Source organism: Prolixibacter bellariivorans ATCC BAA-1284 (assembly GCF_000621705.1).
GTDB classification, from domain to species: Bacteria; Bacteroidota; Bacteroidia; order Bacteroidales; family Prolixibacteraceae; genus Prolixibacter; species Prolixibacter bellariivorans.
Map to the genome: position 1 here is coordinate 189,704 of NZ_JHXO01000012.1, position 17,722 is coordinate 207,425.

The following is a 17,722-nucleotide window of genomic DNA, read 5'->3' on the forward strand; positions in this document are numbered from 1 at the left end:
ACTTTTCTGGTTAATTCTATCCGAAAATAATCATTACATTTGATAAAAAGCATAGTTGTGCCTGTTCCCTATATCGATATCCATACGCATGACGCGGTTGAACAGGAAGACGTCTTTCAGCTGCAAAGCTTGTTTTTACAGGATTTTGAGCAAAACCCTTCGCTTAATTACCCGGTAACAGCAGGCATACATCCCTGGCATGCTCATCTGTTCACGCCGGATGAAGCCCGTGAAATGCTGGAGCGCAATGTGGGAAATCCCACCATCGTTGGTATTGGAGAAACTGGTCTCGACCGTTCCATTCATACTTCACTTGCCGTCCAGGAAGAGATTTTTGAACTCCATATTGATGCGGCACAAAAATTCGGTAAACCGCTGATCATACACTGTGTAAGATGCTGGCAGGATGTTCTTCGAATGAAAAAAGGCACTACAATTCCATGGATATTACATGGTTATACTGGCAATCTCCAAACCACTCAACAACTTCTCAAAAAAGACTTCTTCTTTTCCATTGGCTCCCATTTGCTCGACCACCGGGCAAAGCTGCGGGAATCAGTAGAAATCATTCCTATTGAAAATTTATTCATGGAAACAGATGATTCTTCGGTTGATATCAAAGATATTTACCGGGAAGTAGCTCTTCTGAATAATATGTCTCCCGAAGATTTGAAAATGCATATCTTTGGCAACCTGAAAAAAATCTTCGGACCCATTGTCCGGGCATAATTCTTTTTTCCAAAAATGAAGTGGTATAAACGGACGGAGCTTCTGGTCGGAAGCACCGGAATTGAAAAATTGCGGAATGCACATGTGTTGGTAGTAGGATTGGGTGGTGTTGGTGCATATGCAGCCGAAACCATTTGCCGTGCCGGCGTGGGAAAAATGACCATCGTAGATGGCGATACGGTAGAAATGACCAACCGCAACCGACAGTTACCAGCTCTTGTCTCCAACGAAGGCCATCGCAAGGCAGAAGTCCTGGCTCAACGATTCCTTGATATCAATCCGGACATTCAACTCGAGATTATTAACGATTATCTTCAGGAAGAACATATGCATCAAGTGCTTCAGGCAAAGCAGTTCGACTATGTGGTGGACTGCATCGATACGCTATCGCCGAAAGTTACCTTGATGCACACAGCTGTGCAACTCAATCTCCCTATCGTCAGCTCAATGGGGGCCGGAGGAAAAATGGATCCCACCCAAATTCAAATTGCTGACATCTCCAAATCGTACAATTGTGCGCTGGCAAAAATGATTCGTAAACGTCTTCGAAAGATGGGCGTTCACAAAGGCATCAAAGTGGTTTTCTCGCCTGAAGATGTAGACAAGAGCAAACTGATTATTGAAGAATCGCGGAACAAAAAATCAACCGTCGGAACCATCTCCTACATGCCGCCGGCTTTTGGATGTTTTATTGGTTCGGTGGTTATCCGAGACTTGCTGGAGAATTAATTTCAGCGTTGCTTTCCGAATATTTACTGGAAGAACTATCCCATTAGTCGCCATCTGATAGTAAGAAAACTTCCCGTACACAAAAATCTACATTTCTTTTTCCTATATTTGACTTAGTTATTTTGGTATGATAACTTACATTAATACCAATGTAAGTTGCTTTATTTTCCGGCTATCGTATCATTTCTAATATCGTATTTATGAACATTTTAAACGGTGGAGTTGGTCACACAATCAGGGTAAATGACAAAACATTGTCTTACTTTGCCGGAAACAACTACCTGGGACTTGCCAATGATCCGACTTTGGTGAAAGACGCTATTAAAGCACTGGAAAAGTACGGGGTAAATTTTGCCGCGTCCCGTCAAACAACCGGCACATCGGATATTCACCTGGCATTGGAAAAATCGTTGGCTGAATTTAAAGGCCAGCAGGAGGCAGTAGCATTTGCTTCCGGGTACATGGGAAATAAAATTTTGCTCCACATTCTGAGGGAGCAATATGATTCCATCTTCGCCGATTCGATGGCTCATTCCAGCATCACAGATGGCATTCCTTGCAATATTCCGCAAGTAAAATATTATGAGCACGCTAATCCGAATCATCTGGAAGAGCTGCTGAAAGCTTCGCCCCAAAGTCGTCCGCTCATCATTACTGATGGTGTATTTGCCCTTACCGGGGAAATTGCGCCTGTCGATAAACTTTATTCATTGGCTCAAAAATACGGAGCCATTCTGGTTGTAGACGATGCACATGCGACTGGCGTCCTTGGAGAAAATGGGCGGGGAACTCCAGAACACTTTCACTTGGATAACGCGCCTGGTCTTTTCCAAAGTGAAACCATGAGCAAAGCGATTGGCTCTTACGGTGGTTTCATTGCAGGTAATCACGAATTAATTGACACCGTTCGGAAAAAATCAACATTCTATGGTGCTTCCACTGCTTTGCCACCACCAGTTGTAGCGGCAGGCTTATCGTCATTGAAACTGATTGAAAATCATCCGGAACTCCGTACCAAACTGATGGATAATACTCGTATGCTTCGAAAGGGAATTGAAGACCTGGCGTTCTCGACAACCAGTGGCATTACGCCAATTATTCCTATCTATTTCAAGGAAAAACAAACAGCAACTCATTTATCTCAGTTCCTTGAAAAAAACGGGATCATTGTTCCGGCAGTCGACTATCCGGTCAAAACGAGTCAATTCATTGTACGAATTACCGCATCAAGTATACACACTGAAGACCAGATACAGCATCTATTACAAACCTTAAACGAATGGAGAGAAAAATATGACACCCACCACCATTAAAGAGGTTTTCATCGAAACCATTAACATTCCGCTGGATGCACCCTTCACGATAGCCACCGGAGTAAAATACGAGATGGAGAATGTGCTCATCATCGTGCGTCTCGAAAACGGCATAGAAGGTTACGGCGAAGCTGCTCCTTTGGAACCTGTTAACGGAGAGAATCAGGCCACAGCACTGGCCACTCTCAATAGTTGTAAAAATTTCCTTATCGGGAAAGACGCAGCCGAATTCCGGCAAATATCCAAGCACCTGAAAAGCGTTTATGGTGTACAAGTAACAGCCCGAAGTGCCATCGAGATGGCACTCATCGACGCCTTCACCAAATCGCTGAATACTCCGTTGTATACATTCCTTGGAAAGGCCGAGAACCAGATCGAAACCGATTATACCATCGACATCGTATCTGCAGAAACAGCCAGAATCAATGCAACCAAACTTGCCCGGAAAGGTTACAACACCCTAAAAACCAAAGTAGGCAAAAACCTGGTAGAAGACATTGACCGCCTACTCGCCATCAAAGAGGGAGCACCGAACTGCCGGCTTATGCTGGATGCCAACCAGGGCTATTCGCCAGCTGATGCAGTTCATTTCCTGGAAGAACTCGAGAAGAATAATATACGACCTGAACTGTTTGAACAACCTGTGCGGAAGGATGATTTGCGCGGAATGAAATTCGTGAAGGATCATACGTCAGTGCCTATCGCAGCAGACGAATCGGTATTTACATCGGCTGATGCCATTAAGGTAGTGCAGGCCGGATGTGCTGATTTGATCAATATCAAACTCATGAAATCGGGTATTGTAGAAGCATTGGATATTGCTGCAATCGCAAGAAGTGCCAATATGGAACTAATGATCGGTTGTATGATTGAATCAAGGCTGGGACTGGGATGTGCTGTACATCTGGCGGCCGGATTGGGCGGTTTCCGATTTATTGACCTGGACCCGCATTTGGAACCAGCTCAGGACCCGTTTATCGGTGGCCCGGAATTCACAGAACCGGTTTATTCGCTCTCAGATGAAATTCCCGGAATTGGTGTAGCAAAGAAGTAACAACAGGAATAAAAAAAAGCTGGTTGACTGAAGTCTCTTCACTTCATTTTCAACCAGCTTTCATTTTCATCAATCAATTATTAAAGCAACTCTTTGACCACTTTAAGAGCAGCATCGTAATCAGGTTCAGTAGTGATTTCCGGAACAAACTCGACATATTTAACGGTTCCCTCTTTGTCGATGATAACCGTACCACGGGCCAGTAACCGCAGTTCTTTAATCAGGAAACCATATTTTACACCAAAATCGGTATCGCGGTGATCAGATAATGTGACGATGTTATCCAAACCTTCTGCTCCACAAAAACGCTTCTGCGCGAAAGGTAAATCGCAGGAAACCGAAAGAACTACGGCATCACCTAGTTTGTCTGCTTCTGCATTAAAACGACGGTTTTGTGCAGCACAAACACCCGTATCGATGGAAGGATAAACGGCGATAACAACCACTTTTCCTGCGTAATCACTTAGCTTAACCGGGCTCAAATCTGCTCCGACAACTGTAAATTCAGGAGCTTTCTGTCCAACTTTTATCTCTTCTCCAACAAGTGTCACCGGATTTCCGGCAAACGTTACTTTTTCAGCATTCTCTTTCATGTGTATCTTATTATTTTAATTTTCACATGATCCCGAACTATCCGGGAACATTTCTTTATTTATCAACTTATCTTACCACTCAAAGTGTCCTTACTAAACCGAATTCTTTTTAAAATGTTCGATACAAAAAATACAACGGGATTAAATTGGTGCACTTATACCCGCATAAACCTCTAAATGTGCGAATAAATTGAAAGGAGAAGGAAGAATCCGCTGTTAATCTATAATAATACTTTCATACTTACCCCTGATAGAGTAACTTTACTAAAAAAACAGAATCTTATATCGATGAAGACGAAAAAGTTTGCGATAATCCTATCCGGTTCCGGCGTATTTGACGGTGCTGAAATTCATGAATCCACATTAACCATGCTATCGATTGCCAAAGCCGGCGGAACTTATCAATGTTTCGCTCCGGATAAAGAACAGGCACATGTCATCAATCACCTTACCGGCGAAGAGATGCCTGAAAAGCGCAATGTTTTGATTGAAGCAGCCAGGATTGCCCGGGGCAATATTAAACCGCTGTCCGAATTTTCGCTTGACGATTTCGATATGATTGTATTTCCCGGAGGCTTCGGAGTCGCTAAGAACTTTTGCTCTTTTGCCTTCGAAGGACCGGATTGTGAAGTAGACCAGGAGGTTGAAACGGTTGTTAAATCAGCTGTAGAAAAAGGACTTCCGATTGGTGCCCTTTGTATTTCTCCGGTACTAATGGCACGCATTCTTCCAGCGGTCGATGTCACCATTGGAGAAGACCAGGAAACCGCGGAAGCCATCAGTACAATGGGGGGCTCCCACTACATTACAGACCATGGCGAAGTTATTATCGATGAAAAATACAAACTGGTCACAACCCCTTGTTACATGCTTGATGCAACCATTCAGCAAATAGCTGAGGGAACCGACAATATTGTCAAAGAATTAATTTACCTGAGTGAAAACCCCTGATGCATAACCATAGCCAAAGAGATAAAAAAAGAGATGCAGTTTGAAATTGCATCTCTTTTATTTTGATTAAAATATTAATCTATTCCATTAAAACTGGTAACGTATTCCAAGGCCAAGATTAAAGTCAAAACTATCACCATGGTTTAACAGGCCCAATTCTGGTCGCATATCTAAACCAAGCTGCAAACCAAAGGGCCACGAATACTCAATACCGATATCGCCGGCTGCAGCCAGATAAAGACCACTGCTACTGCTTCCGGTATAACTGCTTTTGTAATCCCATGAACCAATCTTAGCACCCGGTCCAACATACCAGTTGAATCCTTCGCCCAACGGCCAAACCCATTGATAAATTCCAGTCAGTCCCCAGGCCGTATAGTCGCTGTGCGAAACCAGACCCAAATCAAATTCCAGCCGATTCAAGTCCGACAATCCATGCTGATAGGAGACTTCGGTGCCAAAACCGTTTCCACCTCCGAATCGCAACCCAATAGCGTTGTCTTTTACAACTTGTGCATTAGCCGACATGGCCAGTCCAGCAATGAATAATGCTGACAAAAGAAATAGTTTTTTCATGTGTTTATAGTTTAATTACAATTGACTTATGAAGACACCATAATCTCAATTAATCATCTGCATTTTGCGTTTGAGAGAATCCGTTGGTTCGTTTGTTCCTGGCAAGATTTATAACGATCAGGGCCTTGTTTTGTTTGCTTAGGTTGTAATTTCATCGAATTCGTTATTTTTAAAAATCGAATAGCCGTCTGTTTTCCGGCATAACTACTTTATATGAACAACCAAAAACCAACCATTGGCCTAACAATCATCATTTTGCTATTATCACTTCATCCAATAACGGCACAAACTACTTCTGACAAGCAGAATAAATTCAGGGTAGGCGCCGGTATATTGTTCGAGCACAGCATCGACCGGCGAGGCCCACTCCTGATGGCCGATTACAACTGGCAACTAAATACGGTCATTGGAATTTCACCCGGAGTTTGGCTGGCTTACCGCCATTCGGCCTGGAAAAACGATACCGAATACTGGCGTTCCACGTTCGATATTAAAGACTTTCGTTTAGTCCCTCGCGTCAACTTGGTCGTCACTCCCCTACCGGAAAAACTTTCCCGATTGCATTTACAGGCAGGTATTCTCACCGAAGTGTTGTTCTCCCGATTTCATTCGACTAACGAAAATGACCTGATGGAACGAACCGATGACTACCTGGAAGAATCAACTAAACTCCGCCCCGGATTCAGTGGCGGAGTTCACGTCGATCTTGTCCGGATTAATCGACATTGGTTGGGTCTCGATGGTGAAATTATCTACGAATATTCGGGCTACAATCCACGCGTTGATGCCGTGAATCTGGCCATTTATTATACCTTTTAGCCAGCTAGTTCCTACAATTCTATTTCCTGACTTCCGGAATGTAAGGGAACTTCTTTTCCGTTCCAACGGAAAACGCCGGTAAGATTTGCCGGCAAGGTTATTCGTCCCGTAATTCCATCCTTCCCTTTACGCTTCAAGTCAAATTCAATCATTCCTTCCGGATGAGGGAACTGGCCTTTGATAAATTGCAACGGACCAAGCGCCGGTTCTATCTTCACCGTTTTAAAGCCGGGCGAAGATGGCTCAATACCGGCAACTGTCGCCAACAAATCATAATCAGGGCTTGCGCTCCAGGCATGGCAATCAGAGCGTGTCGGATCGGGCTTCTCTGCAAACGTGGTCAATCCTTTCGTCAACATATCCCGCCAAAGGCCAAGAGTATTCAGGTATTCATCAGCCAAACCGACCTTTTTCATGGCTTGGGTAAGATAAAACCGGAAATACATTGTTGGCTGAATCAGCGAAGTGTCGTTCATCATTCTCCGAACAAAATCCTTCGCATTGTGCTTATCCACCGCGTCCGTCAATACAGCGAATATATTGGTGTGCATGCTGAACTCCTTCTTTTCCGGAGTATCCGAAAAGTATCCTTTCGATTCGTCCCAGCAATTTTCCTTAACAGCCTTTACCAGGTTATCGGCCAACATCTGATATTTTTGAGCAAGACAAGTATCGTTAAATTGTTTGAATATTTCAGCGGCGTGCTGTGCACTATAGGCAAACTGCAACGTCAGCATCGCACTTTGTCCCTGAAATCCGCCAGCCGGGACACCTCCCATTTGCGTCTCGCTACTCCAAACCCATTCTTTGGCCCAGTCAACAAAATTCCAGTATTCCACTTTTCCCAACAAACCCGTTTTCCGATCAATGCGTTGTTCAAACCAATGCATCACATTCTCGATTCCCCAAAGATTACTTCGAACAAACTCCGGATCATCACGCAGCATCCTGTAATCATTCACCATATCCACCCAAAATAGCGAGTAAGGAGGAATAATCTGTGGCAAATAAGACGGGTAACGACTTCTGGTCAATCCTTCCGAAAAACGGGAATCATTAAACAACTTAATTGCTTTGCGTACCAAACGATCATCGCCCGACACGTAAAGCGAAATCAACGCCTGTATACGCGTATCGCCCACATACTGCAACTGTTCGTAGTACGGACAATCGAAATACGTTTCATTAGCACACAAACGGGCTGTTCGCCAACCTACGTTCCAAATTTGCTTCAGACTTGAATCACTGGATATGAACGTTGCTTTCTCCACCAACGGATAGGCCGTAAACATTCCATAAAAGTCGTTGATGGTTAGCGGCTCATCAGCTGTTTGAATATCGATTCGGATGTAACGGTACGTCCGGAACCACAAAGGCCGGAACAAGCGATTCGTTCCACCGTCCGGCAGAAAAACATCGGTATAGCCCAAAAGCTTCTTTCCATCAATCACATCCCGGTTTCCTTTTTGTCCGTTTGCATCAAAAAGTGCTTCCGCATAGCTGATTTTTACGGTAGCGCCTTTTCCTTTCGCGACGTACAATTCGGGATAAGCAGTCGTCAAAACACCATTGTCAATCAAAATGGAAACCTTCCGGTTGGCCGGAATAGTTAACGGAGCTTTTCCCTGAAGCCAATTATCGGTTATATTAATTCCTTCACTTCTCCGGACAGATTTCATCCTTTCTAACTTCTTCTCCATGAAAGGAATTTGCCGCGGAGTCAACGTCCAGGAGGTTTCTGTTCCGATCCCTCTGGGTTGGCCGGAATGAACTTCAATGGCTTGTTTCCAGCTGGAATCATCGTAGCCATCTGTTTCCCATCCCCAGGGATATTTAGAACCATCAACCACATCTGTTGGACCGACCACAATATAGGTATGAAGCAAATTACCCGGATCTTCTCCCGGGCTGTATGCCTGATCCTGTATGACTTTCCACGATGAATCGGTATTCACGATTTCCTCTTTCGAGGAGTTTCCCTGCAGGATGAATCCTGTCATTAACGAAAACTGCGCAACCGGCCGCTTCAATCCGAAATTCCAGACTTCGGCTGCCAGCACATTCCTTCCTTTCCTGAGATAGGGAGCAATATCGACCGAGTCAAAATGCCAGTGTTCAATATCTCCCCTTGATGGCCCTTCACAAATCGGTTTTCCGTTGACAAAAAAACGATACCGGTTGTCACCTGAAATATGCACGATGAATTTCTCAGGAACATCAGCTAATTCAAAACTTTTCCGGAAATGGAATACACCATATTCTGTTGGGGAAGCTGTCGGATGACTTATCCAATGGGCGCTCCATGGTTTATCCAGCAACGAAGGATTAATTTGATTCAGGGCGACAGCCTGACCGAAGCCAGTAACGGTTACGCTGCACCAAATCAGGATAGTCAGAATCCATTTCATAGGTTAGCTATTTTGGTGTTTAATAGTTTACGGTATCAAACAGCTACTTCTTTTTGTCCCCGCTCACAATTTTGGTGTATTTGAAATAATAAAGTTGTTTCATTCCCCTCAACCAGGCTGGCGGCTGATGAATTCCGGTGTTGCTGACATCAATTAATTTCAACTTTTTACAGTTGGAAAGCGTGTAAGGTAATTCGGTCAAATTCGGATTATCGCTCAAATACAACTCTTCCAGGTTATCACACAGGTCAAGTACCTTGTTAACTGATTGTAGATCATTATCCCTCAACGATAAAGTTCGCAAGTTTTTCATCGCTGTAATATTATTCGGAATTTCCGTCAAATTATTGTGATCAAGAATTAATACACGAATAGTAGGCGAAAGTGCCTGAACAGGGAAATTGCGTAATCCTTCCCAGCTTAAATCCAGAATATAGTGATCGGTACCATATTGTGCATCTCCGTAAAATATACCCGGTCGTTTCTCCTGCCCATAGGCAATCAAAGTTGCCAGACTAAAAATCAACGTAAAAATCAGCTTCATCTTCCTTATTTTAATGTGGTTTCAACTGAACAGCATAGAGTTTTTTCTACAATCATTCGGAAAGCAAAAGTTACAAAAAAAGGAATGAAAACAGGTCGAAAATAAAGGGTTTTACCCGCAGGATGGAACGCTTCAAAATCAGGGAATAAAAAAACCATGGTTTCCTATCTTTATAGAACAGGAACACCATGGTTAAATCGTACACATCATTTTAATGACTTCTTGTACTTTCAATCATCAAAAAATAAATCAACAACGCTTAATTTAATCGTGGATATCAGGATAACAAGAGTCAATTTAAAAAGTTCGCGTTCCGGTAGAAAACCAAAATAAATTTTGAGGAATCAGCCTATCCGATAATTAATTTTCCTTTTAAGTCTCCACTAAGAACCCTCTCCTACCAGAAGCCTGTAATTGTGTTATCTTTGCCTCCGATCGAAATTGAAAAGCGAACAAATGATTACCGTTTTACTACTGATGGTGGCCGGCATTCTTGCCGGATGGTGGCTGGGGAAATTTCCGCTGGTAATGAAAATCAATGACAAGCTCATCTCATGGGCCATCTATGTGTTGTTGTTTTTGCTCGGAGTAGGTGTGGGAACCAACAAAATGGTTATCCAAAGCCTCGATTCGATTGGTTTACAAGCTTTGCTTTTAACCATCGGTGCGCTGGCCGGAAGCATTGCGATGGGATGGATTATCTATCGTGCATTTTTTCACCTGAATAACAACTAAACCATGAAAGGCAGCATTATCATTCTTTCATTCTTTGCGTTGGGACTTATTCTGGGTGTTACGGACACTCTTCCCGATTTTTTGCGCGAGACGGACTTCAGCATGTATGCACTGTACATTCTGATGTTTTTGGTAGGAATCGGCATCGGAGCCGACCGAAAATCCTGGAAAGTTATCCGGACCATCAATGTGAAAATCTTTTTGGTACCATTGGGAGTAATGGTCGGTACAGCCATTGGCGTTACCATTGTTTCCCTGTTCCTTCCGAATTTAACTATCAGAGAAGCAATGGCCGTTGGAGCCGGTTATGGTTATTACAGCCTTTCCAGCATCTTTATTACACAAATGCACGGAGAAACGCTTGGCGTAATGGCCTTGTTGTCGAACATTATCCGAGAAGTTGCCACGCTTTTGCTGACTCCTTTGTTTGTCAAGTATTTTGGAAAACTGGCCGGTATTATGAGTGGAGGTGCCACAGCCATGGATACAACCCTGCCCATTATCACCCGTTATTCCGGAAAAGATTATGCTATTATCTCGCTTTTTAGCGGAATTGTTTTAACGATATTGGTACCGGTCATCATTACATTCATCCTACACACCAGCCTTTAATATCAGAAAAATCAAACGTCGGAAAGCTGTCTATCGGCTAACTTACGAGAACCAGCCAATGGTAGGGTAAAATAAAATTCCGAACCCTTTCCTAACTGACTATCAACCGCAATGCTTCCGTTGTTGGCCTCCACGAATTCGCGGCAGAGATTCAATCCCAGGCCAGATCCCTTTTCTTTATTTGTTCCGTATGTGGTGAAATAAGTGCTCTTATCAAATAACTTGGGAAGATTTTCCTTCGGAACGCCGATACCAGTGTCTCTGACTGACACTTTAATATGCTTGTCACTCTGTTCAATCTTCAGCAGAATGCGTCCGCCGGAAGGCGTAAATTTAATGGCATTACTAAGCAAGTTTCGCAAAACCAGGTTAATCATGTCCGCATCGCAATAGGAAAGTACGGCTTCTCCCATATTGATTTCCAAATCGATGCCCTTCACTTTCGCATCCGCTTTAATCAGGTCCAGCGATTCTTCAACCAATTCGGTTAAGTCAACTACACCTTGATTGGGTGTAATTCTGCCTTGTTGCGAACGAGACCAATACAACAGATTCTCCAGTAAATTATGGGTATCACAGGTTTTGTCCCTCAGCACCTTCATCACATCGAAGAGTTCTTTCCTATCGGTGAATTCATCTTCCAAAACCATATCGAAGATGGAACGCATATTGGCAATCGGACCACGAAGGTCGTGCCCGATAACCGAGAAAAGTTTGTCTTTCGTCTGGTTTAGTTCCTCGAGAATATTTTTCTGCATCCCGAGCATTTCATTTTGCCGGGCAATCTCTACATTCTGCTGTGTAATTTTCTCGTTATCCAGTCGCTTCTGCACATAAGCGTAAATAATCAATCCGGCAACGAGAAGAATGGATATGGTTAGCCCCAACAATGTATTTCCTAAAAGCTTTTGCCTTTCAAGCTTTGCCTGTTGCAGTTCAATCAGCTGCTCTTTCTTCTGTGTCTCATATTTTGTCTGCAATTCGGCAATTTGTTGCGATTTGGCCAAACTGAGAACCGAGTCGCTGTACGACTTATATTTTTCATGATAATAAAGCGCTTCTTTGTAGTTCTCCAAACCTGCATAAGCCTTCGAAAGATTATTATAGATACGGGCCACCTCGTTATTCACGCCCATGTCACCTATAATCTTGAGAGCTGCTGTATAATAACTGATGGCTTTATCATAGGAACCCAACTTATCGAGGATTACGCCAATATTATTCACACACTGTGAGATTCGATTGTGATCATTCATCTCCTTATACAATGACATAGCCTGCAGTGCATGTTCAAAAGCCAGGGGCATGTCGCCCTGTTTCTGCAAAATGACCCCAATATTCAGCAAGCAGTTGGCAATTCCTCGCTGATTATCCAGTTCTTTATATACATTGAGTGCCCTCGTGTAATATTGTTTGGCTTCAACCAGCTTGTGTCGATTCGATGATATAACTCCCATATTGACCAGACTGGTAGCTAATTTGCCTTTAAAGCCATTTTTTTCAGCCAAATTCAATGCTCGCTGGTTATATTCCTTCGCCTCATCGATCAGGCCAATTGTAATATAGGCACTGGCAATATTCGTCAGTGTTGTGATCAGCGGGTGAATGATGTGATTGGAATCATAGTAATTCAGGGCGACCTGGTAATTTTCCAGCGCTTTTACATATTTTCCACGCCGGTGATAAATACTTCCAACGTTATTATGCGCATGCGCTGCCCCGCGCTCATCACCTATCTTTTCATAAATGACCAATGCCTTCTGATAAAATGACATTGCCTGACTTAATTCTCCATCCTGCTGGTATAAAACACCATAATACCCATTGGCATCGGCAATCCCTTTTTCATATCCCACACGGGTGGCGTAACTCAAAATTCCGGGAAGTTGAAGACGGACAGTTTGGGGATCGGAATAAATATTTTCAAAGCACGAATTCAATAACATATCAATCTTATCCCGGTCCGTCAATGTCGACTTATCCGTCAGCTCGGGTAAATTTGTTTTTGCATCGCCGTCGGCATAAAGCTTTTCTCCTCCCAATATCAGGAAGAGGAACATCAACATTCCCGTTAATAGGTTCACCTTCATTGCTCTAATATTTAATCCTGCTCTCTATCAAATGGTTACCTGCTGAGCGGTAAGAATTTATGGAAGATGGGCAGTCCAATCTTTTCAAATTTAATAATAATTAACAGAAATTAAACGCCTGACAACAAAGCAAAAAAAGCCGCTGAAGTTATTACAACTAATCAGCGGCTATATCATGTTAAAATTTTTCTCTATCGATGGAAAGACTCACTAATGAATTTCAGTCCGGCAGGTAATCCGGTACGCCAGTATGTCCAGCTATGCGAGCCATCACGAACACGGTATTCGTGCGGAATTTTTAAATCGCGCAACAATACGTGCAGTGCTGAATTTCCTTTATACAGGAAATCGTCATCGCCACAATCAATATAATACCGTACCGAACGAAGTTTCTCAGCCGGAATGTCTTTAGCCAGATGCAGCGGACTATGGGCAATCCAGTTTTTACTGATGCGAGCCTGACCTTCCAGATTCTTTCCGAAGATATCGCCAAAAAACATGGTGTAGTTCTTATCCGGCATATTCACAATCTCCTTATCGGTGAAGGTTCCTGAAGAAAATGCGACACACGAAGAAAATAAGTCGTTATACTTCATCGCATACATCAGTGCACCATATCCGCCCATCGATAATCCGGCAACCGCGCGAAACTCTTTCTTCGAGCGAATGCGATACTGCGATTCGATAAACGGGATAAACTCTTTGATGAACATATCCTCGTACGGGTCTTTTCCCTGATAGTCGTTGCAATACCACGTTACTTTGGCATCCGGCATAACGATGATCATCGGCGAACACGCTCCGCTGTCAATGGCTTCGTCTGCTATCCGGTTTACCTCGCCAAACTGGATCCAGCCAGTGTCGTCATCGGAATATCCGTGCAAAAGATAAAGAACCGGATAATCCCGCTGTGAATCATCATAGCCCGGCGGCAGGTAAATGGAATATTTTACATCACGGTTCAGGAGATCGCTTTTCATCGAAAGGCTCTCCACTACAGTGCCTTGCTGAGCAAATGCGGCAACCTGAAATGCCAGCAACACCAGTAATAGCGACAACTTCTTCATTGATTATGATTTAATTTTAGTTAATGATTTTAGATATTCTTGTCTCGCTTAAAGAGGACGCACACGCATATAATCGAGCATAGCCGTATTGATATCACCATTCATATTTTGGTTGAAATCTTCCAGCGAAAGCGTCAATGCATTTTTACCGGCCTTCAACTCCACCTGAATGGGATTACTCCAGCCCCAATTCGACCATTCATCTTTTCCTCGTTGCGCAAAAACAGCTACTCCGGCAAATTGATTATCCACGTTTACTGTTCGAATAGCGCATTTATTATCCGTGTTATCCGGTCCGGAACCGTTGGAATACCTGAAATCGATAGTGTATTTTCCGGTGTGGTTTACGGTGAAGTGAAAAACAAGTTTCCGGTTTTTATTTTTGGTTAGTTCAACAAAACCACTTCCACTGTAGCCATGGTAATCAAGTGATGATTTTTGGGCCACCTGTTCAGCTTCTACTTCGATAACTCGCTTTGGCGATATAACATCCACCGGCTGACTCAAAAATGAATTATCGGCCTTTCCACGCGTTTCTACCTGATATTCTGCCAAACGAGTTGTCAACAGAATGCGCACAGCAGTGTCACTGACCATCTGGAAGAACTTTCCATTCCGGTAAACGGTATAGCTATCAGCTCCTTTAACCGGCCGCCAGGTAAGGTGATCGCCCTTCAGTTTTACCTGCATTGGTGCTGCTGGCGAAAAACGATTAGCCACCCGATTAATGCTTCCCCTATGTCGAACCCGGTTATTCATTTCGATGACGATCTTATGTTTTCCACTTAAATTCCCCGGCAGGAAGGAATCCTTAGTCTCTTTCCCATCGATGAAAAAATGGCTGATTTCATCGCCATAGCCTTTGACCTTTATGGAGAAATTCATTTTCCTGTAATGAAAACTAGTTACCTCAAAACTTCCCCGGTAGGCTTTAGGAACAACAGGGGCAAACTCTATTCCGTCCACATGAAAATCCATCCCCAGGAAGACCCGGTAAACCATCGCCAGATTTCCTGCAATACTCCAAAGTTGCCGGTTCGAATTGACCTGTGTATCCCTGAAATCACCATTTCCGGCTACCATATTTTCCTTGTTGGTAAGGAACAAAGCTGCCGGCCGATATAAAGCGGCCAAACCCTGTTCCAGGCCAGCCATATTTCCATGCCGGGCATTAGCCCAATTCCAATAGGCTTGCACAAACGGCCAGATACTGTTGTTATGGTACGGAGGAATTTCGGGTATTTGCGGATAAATTGTGGGAATTCCATAATCGACAACAGGTGTTTTTTCCAGGATGGATCGTACGCGGGCTGTATCAGCTACTCCAAACAAAACCGATAAGGCTTCTCCCAGTGCCTCACTTCTTGTAGAAAGCGAAAAATTGTTTCTTCCGTAAAGATATTGCCCATAATATCCTTTCTCTTTGACCCACAATTTACTGTTCATATCCGCTTTGATCGAATCAGCCAATTGCACATACCGATTGGTCGTATCTTCCATCATTTTAGCCATTTGGGAAAGAATCATCAACGAATGAAAATGAACGGCATTGGTGCCCAAACAACGCGACTGAGATATATCTACACCGTTCATCCAGGCAGGATATGTCTGCTTGCGCCAATCGAGAAACGAAGATTCCCCCATCATCAAGTGATTCTGGTTATTCAGCAAAGTTTTGATGTCGTCGTCAACGCTGTTTTTAATAATGGGATAAATCTTTTTCAGCCATTCCTGATCGCCTGTAACCTTGTATATTTCCCAGGCAGCTGTTGCCCAAATACTCCGGTCAGACGAAACCGGCCAAGCCCCTCCCGTTCCGGTATCCTGAATAATCCGACCGTTTTTCACCTTACGCATCAGGCTCGTTTTGGCCACCTCCGGCTCGAGATATGCATAGGCGAGGATAATGCTGTAACTTACATCACGGGTCCAAACTCCCGGCCATGACTCACCCGTACGGAAAGTTCCGTCTGACTCAATATCTTGTACCGTCTCGTCAAGTGACATATTGTACATGGCATCGACCAGTGGAATATCGGAGTGCAATTGGGGATAACCCGAAATATCATTTTTCAGGCTCCACTTTTTTGCCGTAAAATTGCCTGGTTCGTATGGATTCAATACTACCGTGGTGGTGTAAATACCATCACCATCCGGATCGGTTAATTGAAATTGTTTGCGTGTAGCCAGGTTATCAAAATCCCAGCTCAATGGAGATAGATTTCCGGCAATGAATATCCCTTTGAAATCATCTTTATAAATACGACTTCCATTAGAAAACTGATGAAATCCTTTTTCTTTAAAGTCTTTCATCAGGGCACGGGCATCGAGACTGATTTCCATTTTGGTATTAGCAGGTAGACTGCCCGTCGGATTTGATTGTGTTTCGTCCTTGCCTTTTTTCCCAAATTCAATCGTTGGTAAGCTTATCAACTTATTTTTGTCAGGATTCAGCAAAAAAGTATGGTTTACCCCCACAGGCAGCTCGTTGTCTTTTCCGTTTACGGCAAACTTGAATTCAATGAAATTGGGAAAATTGTCATTGGCCGGACTTTGATAATCAGAGACCATTTGAGTAGGAGAAATAACTTTTGCCTTATACTTTCCCTGCACTACCCGATTGGCATATACCTTATAATTTTCTGCTTTATAGAGCAATCGGTTCTCCTGATGACAGCCTGCCAGCGTGATCATCGAAATGACAAGTAAAATCCCCTTTTTCACAACGCTATTTTTTCTTCGTTATAATTACACCATTTTTTGGTAATAACCTAGTCACAAAGGTAATGAACACCGGCAACGAAAAAGAAAAGGCGGGCAAGAATATTTTCAGGAAGTACGTTTATGAAACAGAAACATAAAATAAGGGAACTGCTTCTGCAATTCCCTTTCCTCTTTTAACCAAGCCTGACCAAAATTGTATGAAAAAATTTTTTCCTCTCTTTCCTACAAAGATGATCGATAAAGGTGTTAACCCGATAAAAGTTTTCCTAAAATTCATTAAATACAACTACTTCTCCTCGAAGAAAGCTTCCTTCCCGGGATAATTCATCGATTTCTTTGCTTTTTCAACCGGGAACAGGAAATACCGGATATTACCTTCGCTGGCCACTTTTCCTTCGTGATTGATAATTTGTGCATGAATGGTGGCTAACCTCCGATTCTGATCAACCAACTTCGCTTTTAGCGTGATTTCTCCCTTATCAATCAGTACCGGCTGCTGATATTTCACCTCCATGGATGCGGTAACACCCGCCGTTCCGCATTGTGTATAAACCACCCAACTGGCGATTTCATCCAGCATCGTTGCCTGAATTCCGCCATGCAAAACATTCAGGTATCCCTCATATTTCTTTTCTGGAATCCATTTCGAAATTACTTCACCTTCCTCCACTTCATGAAAATGCATATTCAAACCAATTGGATTGCTGGGAGAGCAACCAAAACAATGGTATTCGCCGGAGGTATCTTTTGCGTAAGGATTGATAATCTTTTTCATGTG

The 17,722-nt window shown here is 43.3% G+C and carries 16 protein-coding genes; 8 read left to right on the forward strand and 8 right to left on the reverse strand.

All coding sequences use genetic code 11. The features are described from left to right. The first annotated feature begins 39 nt into the window (after positions 1-39). The 4 genes from T426_RS0117225 (at position 40) to T426_RS24145 (ending at position 3,825) form a co-directional block, all read left to right on the forward strand. Positions 40-729 carry a TatD family hydrolase gene (locus T426_RS0117225; RefSeq protein ID WP_081782462.1) on the forward strand — a complete coding sequence of 230 codons (690 nt, stop codon included), beginning with the start codon at positions 40-42 and terminating at the stop codon, positions 727-729. A gap of 15 nt (positions 730-744) precedes the next feature. Beyond that, entirely contained in the window at positions 745-1,458 is a 714-nt protein-coding gene (locus T426_RS0117230) for a tRNA threonylcarbamoyladenosine dehydratase (RefSeq protein ID WP_025864938.1), read from the forward strand. Positions 1,459-1,658: 200 nt separating this feature from the next. Next, the gene (locus T426_RS24140) at positions 1,659-2,771 is read left to right on the forward strand and encodes an aminotransferase class I/II-fold pyridoxal phosphate-dependent enzyme (RefSeq protein WP_025864939.1); all 1,113 of its coding nucleotides are present in this window, start codon (positions 1,659-1,661) and stop codon (positions 2,769-2,771) included. Continuing rightward, the gene (locus T426_RS24145) at positions 2,752-3,825 is read left to right on the forward strand and encodes a dipeptide epimerase (protein ID WP_036985487.1); all 1,074 of its coding nucleotides are present in this window, start codon (positions 2,752-2,754) and stop codon (positions 3,823-3,825) included. The genes T426_RS24140 and T426_RS24145 overlap by 20 nt, the downstream gene beginning before the upstream one ends. A gap of 80 nt (positions 3,826-3,905) precedes the next feature. Here the strand turns inward: T426_RS24145 and tpx are convergent, their stop codons facing one another. Continuing rightward, positions 3,906-4,418 carry a thiol peroxidase gene (gene tpx / locus T426_RS0117245; RefSeq protein ID WP_025864940.1) on the reverse strand — a complete coding sequence of 171 codons (513 nt, stop codon included), beginning with the start codon at positions 4,416-4,418 and terminating at the stop codon, positions 3,906-3,908. Positions 4,419-4,706: 288 nt separating this feature from the next. On the opposite strand from tpx, the gene elbB reads away from it, so the two are divergent. Next, the gene (gene elbB, locus T426_RS0117250) at positions 4,707-5,369 is read left to right on the forward strand and encodes an isoprenoid biosynthesis glyoxalase ElbB (RefSeq protein ID WP_025864941.1); all 663 of its coding nucleotides are present in this window, start codon (positions 4,707-4,709) and stop codon (positions 5,367-5,369) included. Between the two features lie 87 nt (positions 5,370-5,456). Here elbB and T426_RS0117255 read toward each other — a convergent pair whose 3' ends face one another. Next, entirely contained in the window at positions 5,457-5,945 is a 489-nt protein-coding gene (locus tag T426_RS0117255) for a hypothetical protein (RefSeq protein ID WP_025864942.1), read from the reverse strand. A 213-nt stretch (positions 5,946-6,158) separates the two neighbouring features. Here T426_RS0117255 and T426_RS0117260 point away from each other — a divergent pair, with 213 nt between their 5' ends. Continuing rightward, entirely contained in the window at positions 6,159-6,764 is a 606-nt protein-coding gene (locus T426_RS0117260; protein ID WP_025864943.1) for a hypothetical protein, read from the forward strand. A gap of 11 nt (positions 6,765-6,775) precedes the next feature. Here the strand turns inward: T426_RS0117260 and T426_RS0117265 are convergent, their stop codons facing one another. Continuing rightward, on the reverse strand, positions 6,776-9,172 hold the full coding sequence (locus T426_RS0117265) for an alpha-L-rhamnosidase-related protein (RefSeq protein ID WP_025864944.1): 2,397 nt from the start codon (positions 9,170-9,172) through the stop codon (positions 6,776-6,778). Positions 9,173-9,215: 43 nt separating this feature from the next. After that, a complete protein-coding gene (locus tag T426_RS0117270) occupies positions 9,216-9,716 on the reverse strand; it encodes a leucine-rich repeat domain-containing protein (protein ID WP_025864945.1) in 501 nt (166 codons plus the stop codon). Positions 9,717-10,172: 456 nt separating this feature from the next. Here T426_RS0117270 and T426_RS0117280 point away from each other — a divergent pair, with 456 nt between their 5' ends. Both T426_RS0117280 and T426_RS0117285 read left to right on the forward strand, forming a co-directional pair. Then, positions 10,173-10,451, forward strand: a complete 279-nt coding sequence (locus T426_RS0117280) for a LysO family transporter (protein ID WP_025864946.1) — start codon at positions 10,173-10,175, stop codon at positions 10,449-10,451. A gap of 3 nt (positions 10,452-10,454) precedes the next feature. Beyond that, entirely contained in the window at positions 10,455-11,063 is a 609-nt protein-coding gene (locus tag T426_RS0117285; RefSeq protein WP_025864947.1) for a LysO family transporter, read from the forward strand. A gap of 11 nt (positions 11,064-11,074) precedes the next feature. Here T426_RS0117285 and T426_RS0117290 read toward each other — a convergent pair whose 3' ends face one another. The 4 genes from T426_RS0117290 to T426_RS0117305 form a co-directional block, all read right to left on the reverse strand. After that, positions 11,075-13,153 carry a tetratricopeptide repeat-containing sensor histidine kinase gene (locus T426_RS0117290; RefSeq protein ID WP_025864948.1) on the reverse strand — a complete coding sequence of 693 codons (2,079 nt, stop codon included), beginning with the start codon at positions 13,151-13,153 and terminating at the stop codon, positions 11,075-11,077. Positions 13,154-13,344: 191 nt separating this feature from the next. After that, on the reverse strand, positions 13,345-14,220 hold the full coding sequence (locus T426_RS0117295; protein WP_027586027.1) for an alpha/beta hydrolase: 876 nt from the start codon (positions 14,218-14,220) through the stop codon (positions 13,345-13,347). Between the two features lie 48 nt (positions 14,221-14,268). After that, complete coding sequence (locus T426_RS0117300) at positions 14,269-16,944, reverse strand: alpha-L-rhamnosidase-related protein (protein WP_148303772.1); 2,676 nt, start codon at positions 16,942-16,944, stop codon at positions 14,269-14,271. A gap of 286 nt (positions 16,945-17,230) precedes the next feature. After that, on the reverse strand, positions 17,231-17,719 hold the full coding sequence (locus T426_RS0117305; RefSeq protein WP_025864951.1) for a PaaI family thioesterase: 489 nt from the start codon (positions 17,717-17,719) through the stop codon (positions 17,231-17,233). Between the last annotated feature and the right edge of the window lie 3 nt (positions 17,720-17,722).

Coding starts and splice junctions, on each gene's coding strand:
- T426_RS0117290 (WP_025864948.1), bottom strand. CDS start 13,153: ATGAAGGTGAACCTATTAACGGGAATGTTGATGTTCCTCTTCCTGATA.
- T426_RS0117305 (WP_025864951.1), bottom strand. CDS start 17,719: ATGAAAAAGATTATCAATCCTTACGCAAAAGATACCTCCGGCGAATAC.
- T426_RS24140 (WP_025864939.1), top strand. CDS start 1,659: ATGAACATTTTAAACGGTGGAGTTGGTCACACAATCAGGGTAAATGAC.
- tpx (WP_025864940.1), bottom strand. CDS start 4,418: ATGAAAGAGAATGCTGAAAAAGTAACGTTTGCCGGAAATCCGGTGACA.
- T426_RS0117255 (WP_025864942.1), bottom strand. CDS start 5,945: ATGAAAAAACTATTTCTTTTGTCAGCATTATTCATTGCTGGACTGGCC.
- T426_RS0117270 (WP_025864945.1), bottom strand. CDS start 9,716: ATGAAGCTGATTTTTACGTTGATTTTTAGTCTGGCAACTTTGATTGCC.
- T426_RS0117260 (WP_025864943.1), top strand. CDS start 6,159: ATGAACAACCAAAAACCAACCATTGGCCTAACAATCATCATTTTGCTA.
- T426_RS24145 (WP_036985487.1), top strand. CDS start 2,752: ATGACACCCACCACCATTAAAGAGGTTTTCATCGAAACCATTAACATT.
- T426_RS0117230 (WP_025864938.1), top strand. CDS start 745: ATGAAGTGGTATAAACGGACGGAGCTTCTGGTCGGAAGCACCGGAATT.
- elbB (WP_025864941.1), top strand. CDS start 4,707: ATGAAGACGAAAAAGTTTGCGATAATCCTATCCGGTTCCGGCGTATTT.
- T426_RS0117280 (WP_025864946.1), top strand. CDS start 10,173: ATGATTACCGTTTTACTACTGATGGTGGCCGGCATTCTTGCCGGATGG.
- T426_RS0117285 (WP_025864947.1), top strand. CDS start 10,455: ATGAAAGGCAGCATTATCATTCTTTCATTCTTTGCGTTGGGACTTATT.
- T426_RS0117265 (WP_025864944.1), bottom strand. CDS start 9,172: ATGAAATGGATTCTGACTATCCTGATTTGGTGCAGCGTAACCGTTACT.
- T426_RS0117295 (WP_027586027.1), bottom strand. CDS start 14,220: ATGAAGAAGTTGTCGCTATTACTGGTGTTGCTGGCATTTCAGGTTGCC.